The sequence below is a fragment of the Streptomyces sp. NPDC040405 genome, assembly GCF_055595765.1.
Genome location: NZ_JBVIVI010000004.1, coordinates 1 through 18,889, shown reverse-complemented (window position 1 = coordinate 18,889; position 18,889 = coordinate 1). Strand labels below are relative to the sequence as shown.

Annotated in this window: 11 protein-coding genes, 1 tRNA gene and 1 rRNA gene; 1 reads left to right on the top strand and 12 read right to left on the bottom strand. The window is 69.9% G+C overall.

Annotated features, from left to right (window positions below; translation table 11 throughout):
• Window positions 1-227 precede the first annotated feature (227 nt).
• From ACZ59A_RS17895 to ACZ59A_RS17855, 9 genes are all read right to left on the bottom strand, one after another.
• Window positions 228-707, bottom strand: coding sequence for a Dps family protein (locus ACZ59A_RS17895; RefSeq protein WP_468047973.1), 480 nt, complete (start codon window positions 705-707; stop codon window positions 228-230).
• Between the two features lie 154 nt (window positions 708-861).
• On the bottom strand, window positions 862-1,245 hold the full coding sequence (locus tag ACZ59A_RS17890; protein WP_468047975.1) for a helix-turn-helix domain-containing protein: 384 nt from the start codon (window positions 1,243-1,245) through the stop codon (window positions 862-864).
• A gap of 109 nt (window positions 1,246-1,354) precedes the next feature.
• A complete protein-coding gene (locus ACZ59A_RS17885) occupies window positions 1,355-1,906 on the bottom strand; it encodes a CinA family protein (protein ID WP_470959733.1) in 552 nt (183 codons plus the stop codon).
• Window positions 1,903-2,565 carry a CDP-diacylglycerol--glycerol-3-phosphate 3-phosphatidyltransferase gene (gene pgsA / locus ACZ59A_RS17880; RefSeq protein ID WP_470959731.1) on the bottom strand — a complete coding sequence of 221 codons (663 nt, stop codon included), beginning with the start codon at window positions 2,563-2,565 and terminating at the stop codon, window positions 1,903-1,905. The genes ACZ59A_RS17885 and pgsA overlap by 4 nt, the downstream gene beginning before the upstream one ends.
• Window positions 2,562-4,058 carry a 30S ribosomal protein S12 methylthiotransferase RimO gene (gene rimO / locus ACZ59A_RS17875; RefSeq protein ID WP_468047981.1) on the bottom strand — a complete coding sequence of 499 codons (1,497 nt, stop codon included), beginning with the start codon at window positions 4,056-4,058 and terminating at the stop codon, window positions 2,562-2,564. The genes pgsA and rimO overlap by 4 nt, the downstream gene beginning before the upstream one ends.
• A gap of 67 nt (window positions 4,059-4,125) precedes the next feature.
• Window positions 4,126-4,959, bottom strand: coding sequence for a helix-turn-helix domain-containing protein (locus ACZ59A_RS17870; protein WP_470959729.1), 834 nt, complete (start codon window positions 4,957-4,959; stop codon window positions 4,126-4,128).
• A 201-nt stretch (window positions 4,960-5,160) separates the two neighbouring features.
• A complete protein-coding gene (locus tag ACZ59A_RS17865) occupies window positions 5,161-7,968 on the bottom strand; it encodes a DNA translocase FtsK (RefSeq protein ID WP_470959727.1) in 2,808 nt (935 codons plus the stop codon).
• Between the two features lie 378 nt (window positions 7,969-8,346).
• On the bottom strand, window positions 8,347-9,021 hold the full coding sequence (locus ACZ59A_RS17860; protein ID WP_009714629.1) for a response regulator: 675 nt from the start codon (window positions 9,019-9,021) through the stop codon (window positions 8,347-8,349).
• Between the two features lie 297 nt (window positions 9,022-9,318).
• Complete coding sequence (locus ACZ59A_RS17855; RefSeq protein ID WP_470959725.1) at window positions 9,319-14,868, bottom strand: HAMP domain-containing protein; 5,550 nt, start codon at window positions 14,866-14,868, stop codon at window positions 9,319-9,321.
• Window positions 14,869-15,118: 250 nt separating this feature from the next.
• Between ACZ59A_RS17855 and ACZ59A_RS17850 the strand changes: the two genes are divergently transcribed.
• The gene (locus ACZ59A_RS17850; protein ID WP_470959723.1) at window positions 15,119-17,749 is read left to right on the top strand and encodes a SpoIIE family protein phosphatase; all 2,631 of its coding nucleotides are present in this window, start codon (window positions 15,119-15,121) and stop codon (window positions 17,747-17,749) included.
• Window positions 17,750-17,855: 106 nt separating this feature from the next.
• Here ACZ59A_RS17850 and ACZ59A_RS17845 read toward each other — a convergent pair.
• The 3 genes from ACZ59A_RS17845 to rrf form a co-directional block, all read right to left on the bottom strand.
• Window positions 17,856-17,928 (bottom strand) — tRNA-Thr (locus ACZ59A_RS17845).
• Window positions 17,929-17,991: 63 nt separating this feature from the next.
• Complete coding sequence (locus ACZ59A_RS17840) at window positions 17,992-18,690, bottom strand: DegT/DnrJ/EryC1/StrS family aminotransferase (protein WP_470959721.1); 699 nt, start codon at window positions 18,688-18,690, stop codon at window positions 17,992-17,994.
• A 106-nt stretch (window positions 18,691-18,796) separates the two neighbouring features.
• A 5S ribosomal RNA gene (rrf, locus tag ACZ59A_RS17835) occupies window positions 18,797-18,889 on the bottom strand; the annotation flags it as partial.

Sequence of the window (18,889 nt, the reverse complement as noted above, 5' to 3'; positions counted from 1 at the left end):
GCGGGAGGGCGCACAGAAGGCCCGTCAGCGCGTGTCGGACCCCCGCGCTCCCCCAGTGTGCCCAGCCGCGCCGCGGGGCGCACCCAGAGCGGGGCACACCCGCGACCGGCCCATGAGCCGACGTCCGTCAGCTCGCAGACTGTGCGGCCATCGCCGGGGAGCGGGTGCCGTTGCCCCGGCGATGACCACACAGGGTGCGAGCGGAAGCACCGCCCCTGTCTCGTCGCTCAGTGTCCGTTGACGTTCTCCGCCTGGAACATCCAGTGGTGCTTCTCCAGGTCCCGGGTGAGCCCGATGAGAATGTCCTGGGTCACCGGGTCCGGCTCGTCCGTCGCGGCGATGCGCTCGCGCATGCGCGAAATGATCGACCCGAGCGCGTCCACGAGCGTCCGCACCGCGTCCTTGTCCTGGGTCCAGCCCTCCTTGACGTTGCCGACGGCGCTCTGCTTGGCCACCGTCTCGGCCCGTCCGTCCGGCGCTATCCCTAGCGCCGAGGCACGCTCCGCGACGGTGTCGGCGTGCGTCCTGGCCGTCGACACCACATCGTCGAGCTGGAAGTGCACCGTGCGGAAGCGCGGTCCGATGACCGTCCAGTGGATCTGCTTGCCCACCAGGGCGAGGTCCACGAGGTCGACGAGGGCGCCTTGCAGAGCGTCACTGACGACCTTGAGGTTCTCCTCGGCGAGCGGGCTCTTGACCACAGACATCCGCTTCCTCCTGTTCGACCGTTTGGCCCCCCTTGATTACCTCTCCACCAGTCAGGTGACCTGAAAGCCGCCGGTCAAACATCGAGCCCCGGTCCGGTATCGCTACCGGGCCGGGGCTCGAAGAGCTTCCGCGCTGACGTCGACGTGAAGGCCGTCAGGCCGCCACGACGTCCACAGCCTCCTTGGGCGGCTTGATGGTCACCCGCTCGTCCGGAACGCCTGTCACGGACGAGACGGATACCGAATTGAGCATCGGACGCATCGGTGCCGGCACCTTCTCGCTCGCCGTGGCCGACTCCGCCAGCTCCGCGAGCGACAGCTCGTCGCTGACCTCGCGCATGACCTGTGACATCCGTACGTCCAGGGCGTCGCAGATCGCCGACAGCAGCTCGGACGAGGCTTCCTTCTGCCCGCGCTCGACCTCTGACAGATAGCCGAGCGACACCCGGGCGGAGGAGGAAACCTCGCGCAGAGTACGGCCCTGGCGCTGGCGCTGCCGGCGCAGCACGTCACCCAGCAGGCGACGGAGCAGAATCATCGCTGGCTCCCTCCTCGGACCTCGGATCCGGATCCTTCTCGCCCCACCGTACCGCCTCTGGCTGTGCCCGTGCGGGGAGCGATGTCGTGTTCACTCAGGGCTGCAAACATCAAAATTCGCCGTGTTGTTCCGTATCCTGTGCCCCCGCTGTCGCGATCAATTCGCTGAACAGCAGCTTGACCACCGCGTGGACGCTCTGTGCGCGGATTCCGGCCCGGTCCCCCTCCAGCCGCAGCGCCGCGGCCGCCGGTCTGTTCGAGGGCCCGGCGACGGCCACGTGGACGGTGCCCACCGGGTGGCCGTCCTGCGATGTGGGACCCGCCACACCGGTGGTCGCCACGCCCCAGTCGGCACCCAGGGCGCGCCGTACTCCCTCGGCCATCTGCCGGGCGACCTCCGCGTCCACCGCCCCGCGCTCGGCCAGCAGCGCGCCGTCCACACCCAGCAGCTCGCGCTTGAGATCGGTGGCGTACGCGGTCACCGAGCCGCGGAAGGCGTGGGAGGCCCCGTCCACGGCGGTCAGCTCCGCGGCCACCAGGCCGCCGGTCAGGGACTCGGCGACGGCCACGGTCTGCCCGCGCCGCCTCAGCAGCGCCAGAACCTCGGCCGCACTCGCCTCAGCGGCACCGTCTCGCGCCGCCGCCGTCTCTTCGCCGCTCACCGGGCCGGTTCCTGCCCGGGCTCCTCCCCCGCACCGCCGCTCGCCGCCGCGCGGCCCGCCCGGCGCAGTACCAGGGCCTGCCGTACGTAGTCGAGGCCGGTGAGGACGGTCAGGGCGACGGCCACGGCCATCACCCAGAACCGCAGCGTGGCCAGCGGTCCGGTGATCACGAGGATGTACATCCCCACGGCCACCCCCTGGGCGAGGGTCTTCATCTTCCCGCCGCGGCTGGCCGGGATGACCCCGATCCGGATCACCCAGAACCGCATCAGGGTGATCCCCAGCTCACGGAAGATGATCACGCCCGTCACCCACCACGGCAGATCGCCGAGGACCGACAGACAGATCAGCGCCGCTCCCATGATCGCCTTGTCCGCGATGGGATCCGCGATCTTGCCGAAGTCGGTGACCAGGTTGTACCGGCGGGCCAGATGCCCGTCGAACAGGTCGGTGATCATGGCGATGGCGAAGGCGGCCCAGGCGTAGGCACGCCAGGCCGGGTCGTAGCCGCCGTCATGGAACATCAACAAAACGAACCCGGGCACCAGGACCAGGCGCGCCATGGTGAGGATGTTGGCGATGTTCCACAATCCGGCGGGCCGGGCGGCCGCGGCGGCCCGGTGGTGGCTCCCCGCGGCGGAGGCCGGGACGCCTGTCATCTGTCCGCCTCCTCGGTAGACGCGCCGCCGCCCCGCTGCTCCAGCGGTTCCAGCGGCTCCGCGACGAGGTCCACTCCCTCCGCCGCGATCACCTTCGCTTCGACCATACGTCCCGCGGCGGGCCGGGCCGACGTGCGGAGCAGCGTCTGCCCGTCGGTCTCCGGCGCCTGGTGGGCGGCCCGGCCCAGTACGGCACCGGTCTCGTCGATCTCGTCCACCAGCACCGTGACGGTCTCGCCGAGCCGCTCGTCCGCCCGCTGGGCGGTCAGCTCCTCCGCGAGCCGCGAGATGTGCTCCAGCCGGTCCGCGACCTCGTCCGGGTCGACCTTCTCCTCGTAGCCCGCGGCCTCGGTGCCGTCCTCGTCCGAGTACCCGAAGACACCGATCGCGTCGAGCCGCGCCTCGGTGAGGAAACGCTCCAGCTCCGCCACGTCGTCCTCGGTCTCGCCGGGGAATCCGACGATGAAGTTCGAGCGGGCGCCTGCCTGCGGCGCCTTGCCTCTGATCGCTTCCAGCAGCTCCAGGAAGCGGTCGGTGTCGCCGAAGCGGCGCATCCGGCGCAGCACCCCGGGCGAGGAGTGCTGGAAGGACAGGTCGAAGTACGGGGCGACCTTCTCGGTGGAGGTCAGCACGTCGATCAGCCCGGGCCGCATCTCGGCGGGCTGGAGGTAGCTGACCCGGATCCGCTCGATCCCGTCCACCGCGGCCAGCTCGGGCAGCAGCGTCTCCAGCAGCCGGATGTCGCCCAGGTCCTTGCCGTAGGAGGTGTTGTTCTCGGAGACCAGCATGACCTCCTTCACCCCCTGCTCGGCCAGCCACCGGGTCTCGCCCAGCACATCGGAGGGACGGCGGGAGATGAACGAGCCGCGGAAGGACGGGATGGCGCAGAAGGAGCACCGCCGGTCGCACCCGGAGGCCAGCTTCACGGAGGCGACGGGGCTGTTCCCGAGTCTGCGGCGCAGCGGGGCGCGCGGGCCGGAGGCCGGGGCGACACCGGCGGGCAGGTCCTCGGGCGGGGTGTCCTGGGCGTGGCCGGGCAGCGCCACGGCGGAGCTGTCCTGCCGCTCGGCTGGGCTGATCGGCAGCAGCTTGCGACGGTCGCGCGGGGTGTGGGAGGCGTGGATGCCGCCGGAGAGAATGGTCTGCAGTCGGCCGGAGATGTCGCTGTAGTCGTCGAAGCCGAGCACCCCGTCGGCCTCGGGCAGCGCCTCGGCGAGTTCCTTGCCGTACCGCTCGGCCATGCAGCCGACGGCCACGACCGCCTGGGTGCGGCCGTGGTCCTTCAGATCGTTCGCCTCCAGCAGGGCGTCGACCGAGTCCTTCTTGGCGGCCTCGACGAAACCGCAGGTGTTGACGACGGCGACGTCGGCGTCGGCGGCTTGCTCGACGAGCTTCCAGCCGTCCGCCGCCAAGCGGCCTGCGAGCTCCTCCGAGTCCACCTCGTTACGGGCGCAGCCAAGGGTGACAAGGGCGACAGTGCGGCGTTCGGGCATGGGCTCAGACTACTTTGTCGCAGCCCCGGCCTCTGCTGCCAGGTCTCCCACCCCGTCGCCGGGCTGGTCAGCCCGCTTCGGGATCGCCCTTGGTGTAGCTCAGACGCTGGACCGAGCCGCTGTCGCTCAGGTTCTTGACTTCCTTGCCGTTCACGAAGAGCTTGATCGCCCCGGCGTTGCCCAGCACCAGGTCGATGCGCTTGCTGTCGCTGAACGTCTTGGACTGGCCCTTCCGCAGCACGCCCTCTTCCATCAGCCGCCCGTTGTGGTCCTGTGCGGAGATCCAGCTCTGGCCGTCCTCCGCGGTCAGCTTGACGGTGACCTTGTCCGCGGGGACGCCCGCGATGGCGCTCTCGGACGGCTCGGGCTTGTGCCCGCCGGGCTTGCTGGGGGCGGCGCTGGGGCTGCTGGAGGTGGAGGCGGTCGGCTTGGCCGAGCCGGTCTCGTCCGCGACCGAGGAGCCGTCGTTCTTGTCGCCGCCACTGAAAAGCGTGAATCCGACGAATCCGACGACGGCGACGATCGCGGCGACCATCGCGGCCGTCCAGTTCGGCCTGCGGGGTTCGGGACGGATGCGCTCGGCGTCGAAAAGCGGCGCCGCCGGGGTCGGCTCGGGCCGGCCGCCGTGCTCGGCGTCGAACTGGTTGATCAAGGTCGCCGGGTCGAGCCGGACGGCGCGCGCGAGCACACGGATGTGCCCCCGGGCGTACACATCCCCGCCGCAGCGGGAATAGTCGTCCTGCTCGATCCCCTGCACTATGGGGACACGCACCCGGGTGGCGGAACTGACCTCGTCGACGGTCAGCCCTGCGGCGATGCGGGCCTGCTGGAGGGCGCGACCGACGGAAGGCCGGTCGTCTTCGGGGGAGTTGCCGTCTTCGAGAGCGTTGCCGATGGACACGGGGGCGCCTTTCGAGCGTGAGCCACCTGCTGGAGGTTCAGTCTAGGGGTGGGGCGAAAGGGTCGGGCAAGCGGGAGGACGGAGTTTGTCCGCCATCGGGATTGACCTGTGACCTGCGGTGCGGCCTGCAGTCTGGGACGTCACTCCGCCACCTCCCTCAACTTGACGTCTCGGCAGGGGAAACGGTTGCCCGCCATACCCTTATGAGTGAGCCTTACCGCGGATCACCGCGATCACGCCATCCAATTCGTCCGGCTTGACGAGCACATCGCGCGCCTTGGACCCCTCGCTGGGGCCGACCACCCCGCGGGACTCCATGAGATCCATCAGCCGGCCCGCCTTGGCGAAGCCCACCCGCAGCTTGCGCTGGAGCATCGACGTCGACCCGAACTGCGTAGAAACTACCAGCTCAGCGGCCTGGCACAGCAGATCGAGATCATCGCCGATCTCCTCGTCGATCTCCTTCTTCTTCGACGTCCCGACCGTGACGTCTTCCCGGAAGACCGGTGCCATCTGGTCCTTGCAGTGCGCGACGACCGCCTGGATCTCGGCTTCGGTCACGAACGCGCCCTGCATCCGGACCGGCTTGTTCGCGCCCATCGGCAGGAACAGCCCGTCGCCCTTGCCGATCAGCTTCTCGGCGCCCGGCTGGTCCAGGATGACCCGGCTGTCGGCCAGCGAGGAGGTCGCGAAGGCGAGCCGCGAGGGCACGTTCGCCTTGATCAGACCGGTGACGACGTCCACGGACGGCCGCTGGGTGGCCAGCACCAGGTGGATGCCCGCCGCCCGGGCCAGCTGTGTGATCCGTACGATCGAGTCCTCGACGTCCCGCGGCGCGACCATCATCAGGTCCGCCAGCTCGTCGACGATCACCAGCAGATACGGATACGGCTTGAGCTCCCGCTCGCTGCCCTCGAGCTGCTTCACCTTTCCCTCGCGCACCGCCGCGTTGAAGTCGTCGATGTGGCGGAAGCCGAACGCGGCGAGGTCGTCGTAGCGGAGATCCATTTCGCGGACGACCCATTGCAGGGCCTCGGCCGCGCGCTTGGGATTGGTGATGATCGGTGTGATCAGATGCGGAATGCCCTCGTACGCGGTCAGCTCCACGCGCTTGGGGTCGACCAGCACCATGCGCACGTCGTCCGGGGTCGCGCGCACCATGATCGAAGTGATCAGGCAGTTGATGCACGACGACTTTCCGGAACCGGTCGCACCGGCCACCAGCACATGCGGCATCGTGGCCAGGTTGTGCGCCACGTAGCCGCCTTCGACGTCCTTGCCGAGCGCGACGACCATGGGGTGCGTCTCGCCCACCGAGTCGGCCGAGCGCAGCACGTCCCCGACGTTGACCATCTCGCGGTCGCTGTTGGGGATTTCGATGCCGACCGCCGACTTGCCGGGGATCGGGCTGATGATCCGCACATCGGGGCTGGCGACGGCGTACGCGATGTTCTTGGTCAGCGCCGTGATCCGCTCGACCTTGACGGCCGGGCCCAGCTCCACCTCGTAGCGGGTGACCGTCGGGCCGCGGGTGAAGCCGGTGACCGCGGCGTCCACCTTGAACTCCGAGAACACCTTCGACAGCGACTCCACCACGGCGTCGTTGGCGGCGCTGCGGGTCTTGCCGGGGCCGCCGCGCTCCAGGAGATCGAGCGAGGGCAGGGCGTAGGTGATGTCGCCGGAGAGCTGCAGCTGCTCGGCGCGCGGCGGCAGCGCTTCGCCCGGCTCGGCGGCGGTCCGGGTGAGGTCGGGGACCTCGGACCGCTCCGACGCGGCGGAATCGCCGCCCTTCCTGCCCTTGCCCGGCCCGGCCTTGCCGGAATCGCCCGTGACCGGCACCCCACCGGTGCCGGATCCGTCGTCGTGCTCGCCCGAGATGCCGTTGCTGAGCCCGGCGACGAGCGGTGAGGGCTGGACGCCGTGCAGCACCGCGCCGTCCACCGAGGCGGCCGCGGCGGCCGCCACGTCCACCGCGTCCATGGTGCGGTCCAGCGGGGGCTGCACGGACGACTGCCGACGCGACCGCCGACGCTTGCGCAGAGCCTCCTCCTCGGCCTGCTCAGGGTCGCTCGCGCCGTCCGGGCCCGCTTTCTCCAGCGAGGTCCCGCGAGGCTGCCTGGCGGGCTTCTCGCGCCATTCGTCGGCGTACCCGGCGGCATCGTCGGCCGCGTCGCCGTACGCCGGCTCCTCGTCCCGCACCACGCCGAGCCGGATGCCGAGCGACCGAAGCCGCTGCGGAATCGCGGCGACCGGTGTCGCGGTGACGACCAGCAGCCCGAAGACGGTGAGCAGCACCAGCAGCGGTACGGCCAGCACATCGCCCATCGCGTAGATCAGCGGCCGGGAGACGGCCCAGCCGATCAGCCCGCCCGCGTCCTGGATCGCCGCGTCACCCTGGCCGCGCCCGGGGGCGCCGCAGGCGATGTGGACCTGTCCGAGGACGCCTATCACCAGCGCGGACAGGCCGATGACGATCCGCCCGTTGGCCTCGGGGCGTTCGGGGTGGAGGAACAGCCGCCCGGCGATGGCACCCAGGAGTATCGGCACCACCAGGTCCAGGCGGCCGAAGGCGCCGGTGACGAGCATCTCGACCAGATCACCGACCGGGCCCTGGAGGTTGGACCAGGTCCCGGCCGCGACGATCAGGGCCAGGGCGAGCAGCAGCAGCGCGCTGCCGTCCTTGCGATGGGCCGGGTCGAGTCCCTTCGCGCCGCGCCCTATGGAACGGAACATCGCCGCGACGGTGCGCGCGAGGCCCATCCAGACGGCGCGCGCGGCGCGGTACACACCGCTGGTGGCGTAGGGGGCGGGCGGCGGGGCGGCCTTGGCGGCCGCCTTCTTCCTCGGGGCCGCCTTCTTCGCGGGCGCGGCTGCCTTCTTGGCGGGCGCCTTCTTGGCCGCCGCCTTCTTCGCGGGCGCCTTCTTCACAGCGCCTCCGGACTGCCCGGCGCGCTTCTTCGAGGTGCCCGCGGTGCTCTGGGAACCCTTGCCGGACGTACGAGAGGCCATGGAGGCGAGATTACCCGCGTCCGCCGTACGGAGCACGTATGGCATGGGCATCCCGCGCCACCGAGGTCACATCCGTGTCGCATCCGGGCTCGACACCGGCCAGACGGTGAAGGGAGAGTGACAGGACGTCAACGGCCGGGTGGCCACGCGGCGGTGCGGCGCTAGGGGGTGTCTTGTCGGTCAGGCCGGATCAGCGAGCGGCGTCTGGTGCAGGGGGCACCTCCCAGCGGTAGCCGGGGGAGCATCGCAACCCGCGTGAGGAGAGCGCAGGGGGGCACCGCCCAGCGGTAGCTGGGGGAGGCGCTGCGTGCGACGAGCGCGGGGCCGCGAGGTGCCGTGCCAGGCGTCGGGAGCCCGGCATGATCGGCGAGACACCCCCTAGTTCTGCGAGGGGACCTGACCGGCTCCGCTGCCCGCGCCGGGCTCCAGCGCGTCCAGCGCCCGGCGCAGACCGGTGAGCTTGCGCTCCAGATGGGCGGCGGTGGCCACGGCAGCCGCGTCGGCCGACTCGTCCAGCTGCTTGGACAGCGCCTCGGCCTGCTCCTCCACGGCGGCGAGCCGGGCGGACAGCTCGGCCAGCAGCCCGGCCGACTCCTTATCACCGGCGGCGGGCTGGCCACCCTCCAACTGCAGCCGCAGCAGGGAAGCCTGCTCCCGCAGCTGGCAGTTCTTCATGTACAGATCGACGAAGACCGAGACCTTCGCTCTGAGCACCCACGGGTCGAAGGGTTTGGAGATGTAGTCGACCGCGCCCGCCGCATACCCCCGGAAGGTGTGGTGCGGGCCGTGGTTGATCGCGGTGAGGAAGATGATCGGGATGTCCCGGGTCCGCTCCCGCCGCTTGATGTGCGCCGCGGTCTCGAAACCGTCCATGCCCGGCATCTGGACGTCCAGCAGGATCACCGCGAAGTCGTCCGTCAGCAGCGCCTTGAGCGCTTCTTCCCCTGACGATGCCCGCACCAGGGTCTGATCGAGCGCGGAGAGAATGGCCTCCAGCGCCAGCAGATTCTCCGGCCGGTCATCGACCAGGAGGATCTTGGCCTTCTGCACCATGCCCCGTCCTCCTCGTCCCGGCTTGGGGTCTCCCCAGCTCGAAGCGCTGGGGGAAGCACCGGGCGCCGCCCCAGGGGACGACTCCCTTGCGTCGCCCGTCCTTGTGCCGGTCATGGTAGCCGCACCCCGCTGTTCGCCACACCCTGTCACCGCGATGTCACTGTGCACGTAGCAGAAACGCGGCGAGAGACCAGAAGGTTCCCCGATTCCCGCGTTCCCACACGTGTTCGGCGACAGTCAGTCAACACCACGATGGTGTCCGGTGTCCCATCGGACACTCCTCTGCCTTTCACCTGGTCACTCATCCGACATCCACTGCTCCATCACCGTCAGAAGATGATCGGTGTCGACGGGCTTGGTGACATAGTCCGACGCACCCGCCTCGATGCTCTTCTCCCGGTCGCCCTTCATCGCCTTCGCGGTGAGCGCGATGATGGGCATCCCGGCGAACTGCGGCATCCTGCGGATCGCCGCCGTCGTGGCGTAGCCGTCCATCTCCGGCATCATGATGTCCATCAGGACGAGCACCACATCGTCGTGCTGCTCCAGGACTTCGATGCCCTCCCGCCCGTTCTCGGCGTAGAGCACCTGCAGCCCGTGCTGTTCCAGCACGCTGGTGAGCGCGAAGACGTTGCGGATGTCGTCGTCGACGATGAGCACCTTCTCACCGTGGAAGCCGCCCGCGGGCTCCGGGGCCACCAGATCCTGGCCGCCCAGCATCCACGGCTCGGATGCCTGCGGCTGACGGCCGGACGCCCGGCCGCCACCGTTCCGGCGGATCTCCGGGGCGGGCGTCTGCGGCTCGGGAGCCCGTGACGGCTCCTGCTCGGTCCGCTGACGCCGCCGGAAGAGCCCGGCGGCCCCGCGGGTCCGCTGCGCCGTGGCGTCGGCGGTGACGTCGTGCTCAGGCGCCCGCTCCGCCCCGGCCTCGGACTCGTCGTCCTCGTCGTCCTCGGCGGGGTCGTACGCCTCCAGCGCGGGCGGACCCACGCTGCCCGGCGTCAGCTGCGGGTAGCCGTGCGGCGGCAGCTCGCTGGGGTGCAGCGGCAGGTACAGCGTGAAGGTCGAACCGCGGCCCGGCTCACTGGCCGCGTGGATCTCACCACCGAGCAGCCGGGCGATCTCCCGGCTGATGGACAGGCCGAGGCCGGTGCCGCCGTACTTCCTGCTGGTGGTCCCGTCGGCCTGCTTGAACGCCTCGAAGATCACTCGCATCTTGCTCGCGGCGATACCGATACCGGTGTCGGTGACCGAGAAGGCGATCATCTCGCCCTCCGGGTCACGCAACGCGCCGTGTTCCAGCAGCTGTTCCCGGATGGCGTTGGGCACATCCACCCCGGCGGGCCGGATGACCAGCTCCACCGCGCCGCCGTCGGTGAACTTCACCGCGTTGGACAGCAGGTTGCGGAGCACCTGCAACAGCCGCTGCTCGTCGGTGTGCAGCGTCGCCGGAAGCTCCGGCGAGACCCGGACCGAGAAGTCGAGGCCCTTCTCCGCGGTCAGCGGCCGGAACGTCGCCTCCACGTAGTCGACGAGCTGGACCAGGGCGATCCGCGTCGGGCTGACGTCCATCTTGCCCGCCTCGACCTTCGACAGGTCGAGGATGTCGTTGATCAGCTGCAGCAGATCCGAACCGGCGCCGTGGATCGTCTCGGCGAACTCCACCTGCTTCGGCGACAGATTGCCCTCGGCGTTGTCCGCGAGCAGCTTGGCGAGGATCAACAGCGAGTTGAGCGGCGTGCGCAGCTCGTGCGACATGTTCGCCAGGAACTCGCTCTTGTAGCGCATCGACACCGCGAGCTGCTCGGCGCGCTCCTCGAGAACCTGCCGGGCCTCCTCGATCTCGGTGTTCTTGACCTCGATGTCGCGGTTCTGCCGGGCCAGCCGCTCGGACTTCTCCTCCAGCTCCGCGTTGGACGCCTGGAGCGCCTTCTGCCGGTTCTCCAGCTCCGCCGACCGCTCCCGCAGCTGCTCGGTCAGCTCCTGGGACTGCTTGAGCAGCACCTCGGTCTTGGTGTTGACGCTGATGGTGTTGACGCTGGTGCCGATCATCTCGGCGATCTGGTTGAGGAAGTCCTTCTGGATCTGCGCGAAGGGCTGGAACGAGGCCAGCTCGACCACGCCGAGCAGCTGCCCCTCGAAGAGCACCGGCAGCACGATCACATGCGCCGGGGCCGCCTCGCCGAGACCCGAGGCGATCTTGAGGTAACCCGGCGGCACGTTCTCCACCAGGATCGGGCGCTTCTCCTCGGCGACCGTGCCGATGAGCGTCTCGCCCGGCCGGAAGGACGTGGGCATCGAACCGATGGAGTAGCCGTACGAGCCGATCAGCCGCAGCTCGTAGCCCTCCTCGGCGGTGCTGTCCGCGACCACCTCGGTGCCGTCACCGATCGGCACCGCCAGGAAGAACGCGCCGTGCTGGGCGGAGACCACCGGGGTCAGCTCGCTCATGATCAGCCGGGCGACGTCCTCCAAGTCGCGCCGCCCCTGCATCAGACCGGAGATCCGGGCGAGGTTGCCCTTCAGCCAGTCCTGCTCCTTGTTGGCGAGCGTGGTCTCGCGGAGGTTGGCGATCATGGTGTTGATGTGGTCCTGGAGGACCTGGATCTCGCCGGAGGCGTCCACGTCGATCTTGAGGTTGAGGTCGCCGCGGGTGACCGCGGTCGCGACCTCGGCGATGGCGCGCACCTGACGGGTCAGGTTCCCGGCCATCTCGTTCACCGACTCGGTGAGGTCCTTCCAGGTACCGGCCACGTCCCGCACCCGGGCCTGGCCGCCCAGCTGCCCCTCGGTACCCACCTCGCGGGCCACCCGGGTCACCTGGTCGGCGAACGACGACAGCTGATCCACCATCGTGTTGATCGTGGTCTTGAGTTCGAGGATCTCACCCCGCGCCTCGATGTCGATCTTCTTGGTCAGGTCACCCTGGGCGATCGCCGTGGTGACCATCGCGATGTTGCGCACCTGTCCGGTCAGGTTGGACGCCATCGAGTTCACGGACTCGGTGAGGTCCTTCCACGTCCCGGAGACGCCCGGCACCCGCGCCTGGCCGCCCAGGATTCCGTCCGTGCCCACCTCGCGCGCCACACGGGTGACCTCGTCGGCGAACGAGGACAGCGTCGTCACCATCGTGTTGACGGTGTCGGCCAGCGCCGCGACCTCGCCGCGCGCCTCGACCGTGACCTTCTTCGTCAGATCGCCGTTGGCGACCGCGGCCGAGACCTGCGAGATGTTGCGCACCTGGATGGTCAGGTTATTGGCCATCAGGTTCACGTTGTTGCTGAGGTCCTTCCAGATGCCGGTCACGCCCGGCACCCGCGCCTGGCCGCCCAACTGCCCTTCCGTACCCACCTCACGGGCCACCCGGGTGACCTGCTCGGCGAACGACGACAGCTGGTCGACCATCGTGTTCACGGTGGTGACGAGCTCCAGGATCTCGCCCTTGGCGTCCACCGTGATCTTCTTCGACAGGTCGCCCTTGGCGACCGCCGTGGTCACCTCGGCGATGGAACGCACCTGGGACGTCAGGTTGTTGGCCATGCCGTTGACGGACTGGGTCAGGTCCTTCCAGGTGCCGGAGACCCCCTGCACCTCGGCCTGGCCGCCCAACTGGCCCTCGGTGCCGACCTCCCGGGCGACCCTGGTGACCTCCTCCGCGAAGGACGACAGCTGGTCGACCATCGTGTTGAGGGTGTTCTTCAGCTCCAGGATCTCGCCCCGGGCGTCGACGTCGATCTTCTGCGAGAGGTCACCGCGCGCGACCGCCGTGGCGACCTGCGCGATGTTACGGACCTGGGCGGTGAGGTTGCCCGCCATGCCGTTCACCGAGTCGGTCAGGTCGCGCCAGACGCCCGCGACCCCGGGTACCTGCGCCTGACCGCCGAGACGCCCGTCCGTACCCACCTCGCGGGCGACCCGGGTCACCTGCTCGGCGAAGTCGGACAGCTGGTCGACCATCGTGTTGATGGTGTTCTTCAGCTCCAGGATCTCGCCGCGCGCGTCCACCTCGATCTTCTGCGACAGATCGCCGCGGGCGACCGCCGTGGTCACCTGGGCGATACCGCGCACCTGCGAGGTCAGGTTCCCCGCCATCGAGTTGACGGAGTCGGTCAGGTCCTTCCAGGTGCCGCTGACGCCGTCCACCCGGGCCTGGCCGCCCAGCCGGCCCTCGGTTCCCACGTCCCGCGCCATGCGGGTGACCTGGTCGGCGAACGAAGAGAGCTGATCCACCATCGTGTTGACGGTGTTCTTCAGCTTGAGCATCTCGCCGGAGACGTCGACGGTGACCTTCTGCGACAGATCGCCGTTCGCCACCGCGGTCGTCACCTGGGCGATGTTGCGCACCTGTCCGGTGAGGTTGCGGAAGGCGGTGTTCACCGAATCGGTGAGGTCCTTCCACGTTCCCGCCGCACCCGGCACCTGCGCCTGACCGCCCAGCTCGCCCTCGACACCGATCTCCCGGGCCACCCGGGTCACCTCGGCACCGAAGGACTGCAGCTGATCCACCATCGTGTTGACGGTGTTCTTCAGCTCCAGCATCTCCCCGGCCACGTCGACGGTGACCTTCTGCGACAGATCGCCGTTCGCCACCGCGGTCGTCACCTGGGCGATGTCCCGCACCTGCGCCGTCAGGTTACGGAAGGCGGTGTTCACCGAATCGGTGAGATCCTTCCACGTTCCCGCCGCACCCGGCACCTGCGCCTGACCGCCCAGCAGCCCCTCGGCGCCGACCTCGCTGGCCACTCGCGTGACCTCGTCCGCGAAGGTGCGCAGCGTCTCCGTCATCGTGTTGATCGTGTCGGCGAGCTGCGCGACCTCGCCGCGTGCGCTCACCGTCACCTTCTGCGACAGATCACCGTTGGCGACCGCCGTCGTGACCTGGGCGATCCCGCGCACCTGGGCGGTGAGGTTCCCCGCCATCAGGTTGACCGAGTCCGTCAGGTCCTTCCAGACGCCCGCGACGCCCGGCACCTTCGCCTGGCCGCCCAGTTCGCCCTCGGTGCCCACCTCACGGGCGACCCGGGTCACCTCGGCGGCGAACGAGGAGAGCTGGTCCACCATCGTGTTGACGGTTTCCTTCAGCTCGAGCATCTCCCCGGACACGTGAACCGTGACCTTCCGGGACAGATCACCCTTCGCCACCGCCGTCGTCACGAGCGCGATATCCCGCACCTGAGCGGTGAGCCGGGACGCCATCGTGTTGACGGACTCCGTGAGGTCCTTCCACGAACCCGACATACCGCGCACCCGGGCCTGGCCGCCCAGCTTGCCCTCGGTGCCGACCTCACTGGCGACTCTCGTCACCTCGTCGGTGAACGCCGAGAGCTGATCCACCAGCCCGTTGACGGTGCGCCCCACCTTGAGGAACTCACCGCGCAGCGGATGCGCCGACCCATCGGCACCCTGTGCCCGCAGGTCCATGCGCTGCTCCAGGTCGCCCTCGGCGACCGCGGACAGCACGCGACCCACCTCGGACACCGGCCGCACAAGATCGTCCACCAAGGCGTTGGACGCGTCAATAGCCGCCGCCCACTGCCCCTCACAGGCCCCGGTCTCCAGCCGCTCCGTGAGCTTTCCCTCACGGCCCACCACCCGCCGCACCCGGGTCAGCTCACCCGTGAGCTGCAGATTCCGGTCCGCGACCTCGTTGAAGACCGCGGCGATCTCGGACATCACGCCCTCGCCCGAGACCGTCAGCCTCTTGCGGAAGTTGCCGTCCCGCATCGCCGTCATCGCGGTCAGCAGCCGGTTCAGGGCCGCCGTATCCACTTCGGTCGTCCCATTGCTCCGGGACCGTCCGCCTTTCGCGCGCGTGTTCGTGCCCCGCGCCGCTGCGCCAGACTCCACCGTGTCCCTCCCGCAGGGTTGACCGTCCTCGTCGGGTTCTTCTTCCAGCTTGCCCAGTGTTTCACCATGGCCCAACCAGGCCATAACAGTTCGGCAGCATCGCATACCGGCGCCAGCCCCCTCCGGGTGGAATCACGGCAGACCGGCATTCGCGGGGGCGGTTGAGGTAAGTAACCTGGCATCCGGCCAGGCATCGGAGGGGCGCTGCGACATGGGTGAGCAGTTCGCCGAGACACAAATGAGGAGACCTGTGATCACCGCGCGGGCAGCCGCCACCTTCGAGCCGGTCGGACGCTCGGTCGCCGCCGCCCGCACTTTTGTCCGGGACACCCTGCAGGGCTGGGGTCTGACCGACATCGTGGACGACGCGGTCGTCCTCACCAGCGAACTTGTCACCAACGCGGTGGTGCACGCCGGCACCACCGCCGATGTCGTGTGCATCCGCGCGGAGACCGGTGTCCGCGTCGAGGTCGCCGACCGCTACCCCGAACGGGAAGTTCCGCTCCAGAGCAACGGCGGCCACCATTTCGGCAGCCCTGATCGCGAAGGCGGCCGTGGTCTGCTACTGTGCGCCGCACTCGCCGCACGCTGGGGCGTCGAGTACTCGGCCACCCACAAGCAGGTCTGGTTCCAGCTCGATTTCCCCGAGCGGCCGGCCGGAACCCGGGCCGCCGGGCCCACGCTGCCCTCCAGTGCCCTGCCGATCGCCGACGCCCGGGTCCACGTCGGGGTCGTCCAGGTCGACAGCGACGGCCTCATCAGTGCCTGGAACGACGACGCTCAGGAACTGTTCGGCTACAGCCCGGAGCAGATCGTCGGCAAGCCCCTGACCGATCTCGCCGCCTGGCCGCACACCCCCGGCACCAGCACCGGCGTCGCCGAGGCGCTCCAGCTCTCCCGCTGGGAGGGCTCGTACGGCATCCGCGGCGCCGACGGACGGGTCTCCCCCGTCTACGCCTCCCACCTGCGCATCCGCGATGCCGACGGCGATCCCTCCACCGTCTGCCTCCTGGTCCGCGACCAGGAGCGCGCCGTGCTGCAGAGCCCGATGCGCGGGGCCGCGGCAGACACCTCCGACCCCTCCGACCGCGGCCCGGCCAGCGACGCCTTCGAGGTCTTCATCGGCTCGCCCGCCCCCGACGACCTCGACGGACTCCTCCAGCGCACCGTCGAACGCGCCCGCGACATGCTCGACGGGGACGCCGCCTATCTGCTGCTCGCCACCGACGACGAGACCGAGCTGGAGGTGCGGGCCTCCACCGGCCTGCCGTCCGCCCGGCAGCGGTTCGCCCGCGTCCCCGTGGAAGCGGGCACCGGGCGCTACGGGTCGGCCCGGATGCCCGCCGTCCACGAGGATCTGTCCGCCCTTCCCGGCGCGGTGCCCCTGCTCGTCAACACCGGTATGCGTTCGGTCGTCACCGTCCCCCTCAAGGTCGAGGGCCGGCTCACCGGCTCGCTCGGCGTCGCCGCCGAGTCCCCCGGCCGCTACAGCAACGAGGAAGCGCTGCGGCTCCAGTTCGCCGCCGACCGCATCGCCCTCGCCGTCGAACGCGCCCGCCTCACCGAGCTGGAGCGGCTGCGCCGCGGCTCCCTCTCGTTCCTCGTCGAGGCGTCCGATCTCCTCGCGGGCACGCTCGACCGCGACCAGACGCTGGCCCTCATGGCACAGATGACGGTGCCCACCCTGGCCAGCTGGTGCGCCGTCTATACGGTCGCCGACCAGGCATCCGACCCGGAGCTGTCGTACGTCCTGCATGAGGACGAGGACCGGATCGACGGCCTCAAGGCGCTGCTCACCAAGATCGACCCACCGGAGCAGGTGCCCACCGGCGGCGCCCGCGGCTGGACCGGCCCCTACGAGGCGGCCCACGCGGCCGCGCTGCGCACCTCGCTGCGCAGCCTCAGCCTCGGCGACTCCGCCCGGCCCTCCTCGGGCCCGGGCGCCTCGCTCGCGACCGCGTCCGCCGTCGGCGGCGAGACGGTCGTCCTGCCGCTGGTGGCCCGTAACCGCGTCATCGGCATGCTCACCCTCGGCAAGCCCACCGACGAGCACTTCCGCCAGGAGAACCTGGAGCTGGCCGAGGACCTCTCGCGCCGGGCGGCGCTCGCGCTGGACAACGCGCGGCTCTACTCGGAGCGCACCGCCATCAGCCAGTCCCTGCAGCGCAGTCTGCTGCCTCCGGAGCTGCCGGAGGTCTCCGAGGGAGTCGAGGTCGAGGTCATCTACCGTGCCGCCGGTGAGGGCAACGAGGTCGGCGGTGACTTCTACGACCTCTTCCCGATCCGCGACGGCGCGTACGGCTTCGCCATCGGCGACGTCTGCGGCACCGGACCGGAGGCCGCCGCGGTCACCGGTCTCGCCCGGCACGCGCTGCGGCTGCTCGCCCGCGAGGGCTTCGGCGGCCCGGCGGTCCTGGAGCGGCTCAACGCGGCGATCCTCGACGAGGGCGCCCGCAGCCGCTTCCTCACCCTCCTGTACGGGGAGCTGTGGCCGCAGCAGAACGGCGGCGCGGTGCTCAAGGTGGTCTGCGCCGGTCACCCGCTGCCGCTCCGGCTGCGCCAGGACGGCTCCGTCGAGGCGGCGGCCGAACCGCAGCCGCTGCTCGGCGTCATGGACGACCTGGAGCTGTACGAGCAGACGGTGACGCTCGACCCGGGCGACGTCCTGCTGTGCGTCACCGACGGGGTGACCGAGCGGCGCGAGGGCACCAGGATGCTCGGCGACGACGGTCTGGTGGACGTCCTCACGACCTGCACCGGGCTCAACGCGGGAGCGGTGGCCGCCCGGGTGCTGCGCGCGGTCGAGCGCTTCGCGGCCGAACCGCCGTCCGACGACATGGCGATCCTCGCGATGCGCGTCCCCGAGCTGCAGGACGCCTGACCGCCACGGCCGGGGCACCACCGGGTGCCCCGGCGCCCTCGGCGCTGTTCAAGCAGTTCAACACGACGAAAGGCCCCCGCCGGTTGGCGGGGGCCTTTCGCAGGAGAGCCCCAATACGGAATCGAACCGTAGACCTTCTCCTTACCATGGAGACGCTCTGCCGACTGAGCTATTGGGGCGCGGCAACGAGATAGATCATACCCGAATTCGAGTGCGCTCTCGACCACCCGCCCCTCGATCGCTCAGGCCGCTGACTGCAACAGGCCTCCCAGCGCATTGCAGGCCGAGACCACGCGCTGCAACTCCCGCCGGGACATGGCTGGGTCGACGGGCAGCGCGAGGCATTCGTCGGCCGCCCGCTCCGTCTCCGCGAGCCACAGATCGCGCCGGAAGCGCGCGGTGCGGTGCGCCGGGGTCTGAATGGGTACGTGGCACACGACGCCGCGAGACCGCAGCGTACGGGCGAACGCGTCCCGGTCCGGGCGTCCATTGCCCGGCACCCTCACGACGTACTGCTGATAGGTGTGTTCCATGCCGGGCTTGGACGCAGGGGTGACGACCCCGCGCAACTTTCCGTTCAGATAGGCCGCGTTGGCCTGTCGGCGCAGTACCTCTCCGACGGGCTCGCACACGGCGCCGTGTCCGACCACCAGCACGCCGTGCCGCTGTCCCAGCCCGGTGAGGCGCGCCATGTCGGCCGGGTGTCCGAAGGTGTGTATGGCCACGATGGCCGCGGTCCGGGGCGTGAGCGCCCCGGCCACAGCGTCCGGGTGTATGCAGAAGGTCTCGGCGTCGATGTCCGCGAACACCGGCCTCGCGCCGGCCAGGAGCACCGCTTCCGCCGCTTCGGGTGTGCCGTAGGACGGCACGATCACTTCGTCGCCCGGCCGTACGCCCGACCGGGTCAACTCACGCCACAGCTCATCCGTTGGAGTCCCCATGAACGGCATGTTGCCCAGGCAACATGAACACCGAGTGGCCCGCAACACAACAAAAAGAGAGGTCTGTCGGGAACTAAAGTTCCCGACAGACCTCTCTCCAATATTTGTTCGGCGGCGTCCTACTCTCCCACAGGGTCCCCCCTGCAGTACCATCGGCGCTGAAAGGCTTAGCTTCCGGGTTCGAAATGTAACCGGGCGT

Excerpts from the sequence above, each read along its gene's own strand:
- ACZ59A_RS17895 (WP_468047973.1), bottom strand. The coding sequence starts at position 707 with ATGTCTGTGGTCAAGAGCCCGCTCGCCGAGGAGAACCTCAAGGTCGTC.
- ACZ59A_RS17890 (WP_468047975.1), bottom strand. The coding sequence starts at position 1,245 with ATGATTCTGCTCCGTCGCCTGCTGGGTGACGTGCTGCGCCGGCAGCGC.
- pgsA (WP_470959731.1), bottom strand. The coding sequence starts at position 2,565 with ATGACAGGCGTCCCGGCCTCCGCCGCGGGGAGCCACCACCGGGCCGCC.
- rimO (WP_468047981.1), bottom strand. The coding sequence starts at position 4,058 with ATGCCCGAACGCCGCACTGTCGCCCTTGTCACCCTTGGCTGCGCCCGT.
- ACZ59A_RS17865 (WP_470959727.1), bottom strand. The coding sequence starts at position 7,968 with ATGGCCTCTCGTACGTCCGGCAAGGGTTCCCAGAGCACCGCGGGCACC.
- ACZ59A_RS17860 (WP_009714629.1), bottom strand. The coding sequence starts at position 9,021 with ATGGTGCAGAAGGCCAAGATCCTCCTGGTCGATGACCGGCCGGAGAAT.
- ACZ59A_RS17840 (WP_470959721.1), bottom strand. The coding sequence starts at position 18,690 with ATGGGGACTCCAACGGATGAGCTGTGGCGTGAGTTGACCCGGTCGGGC.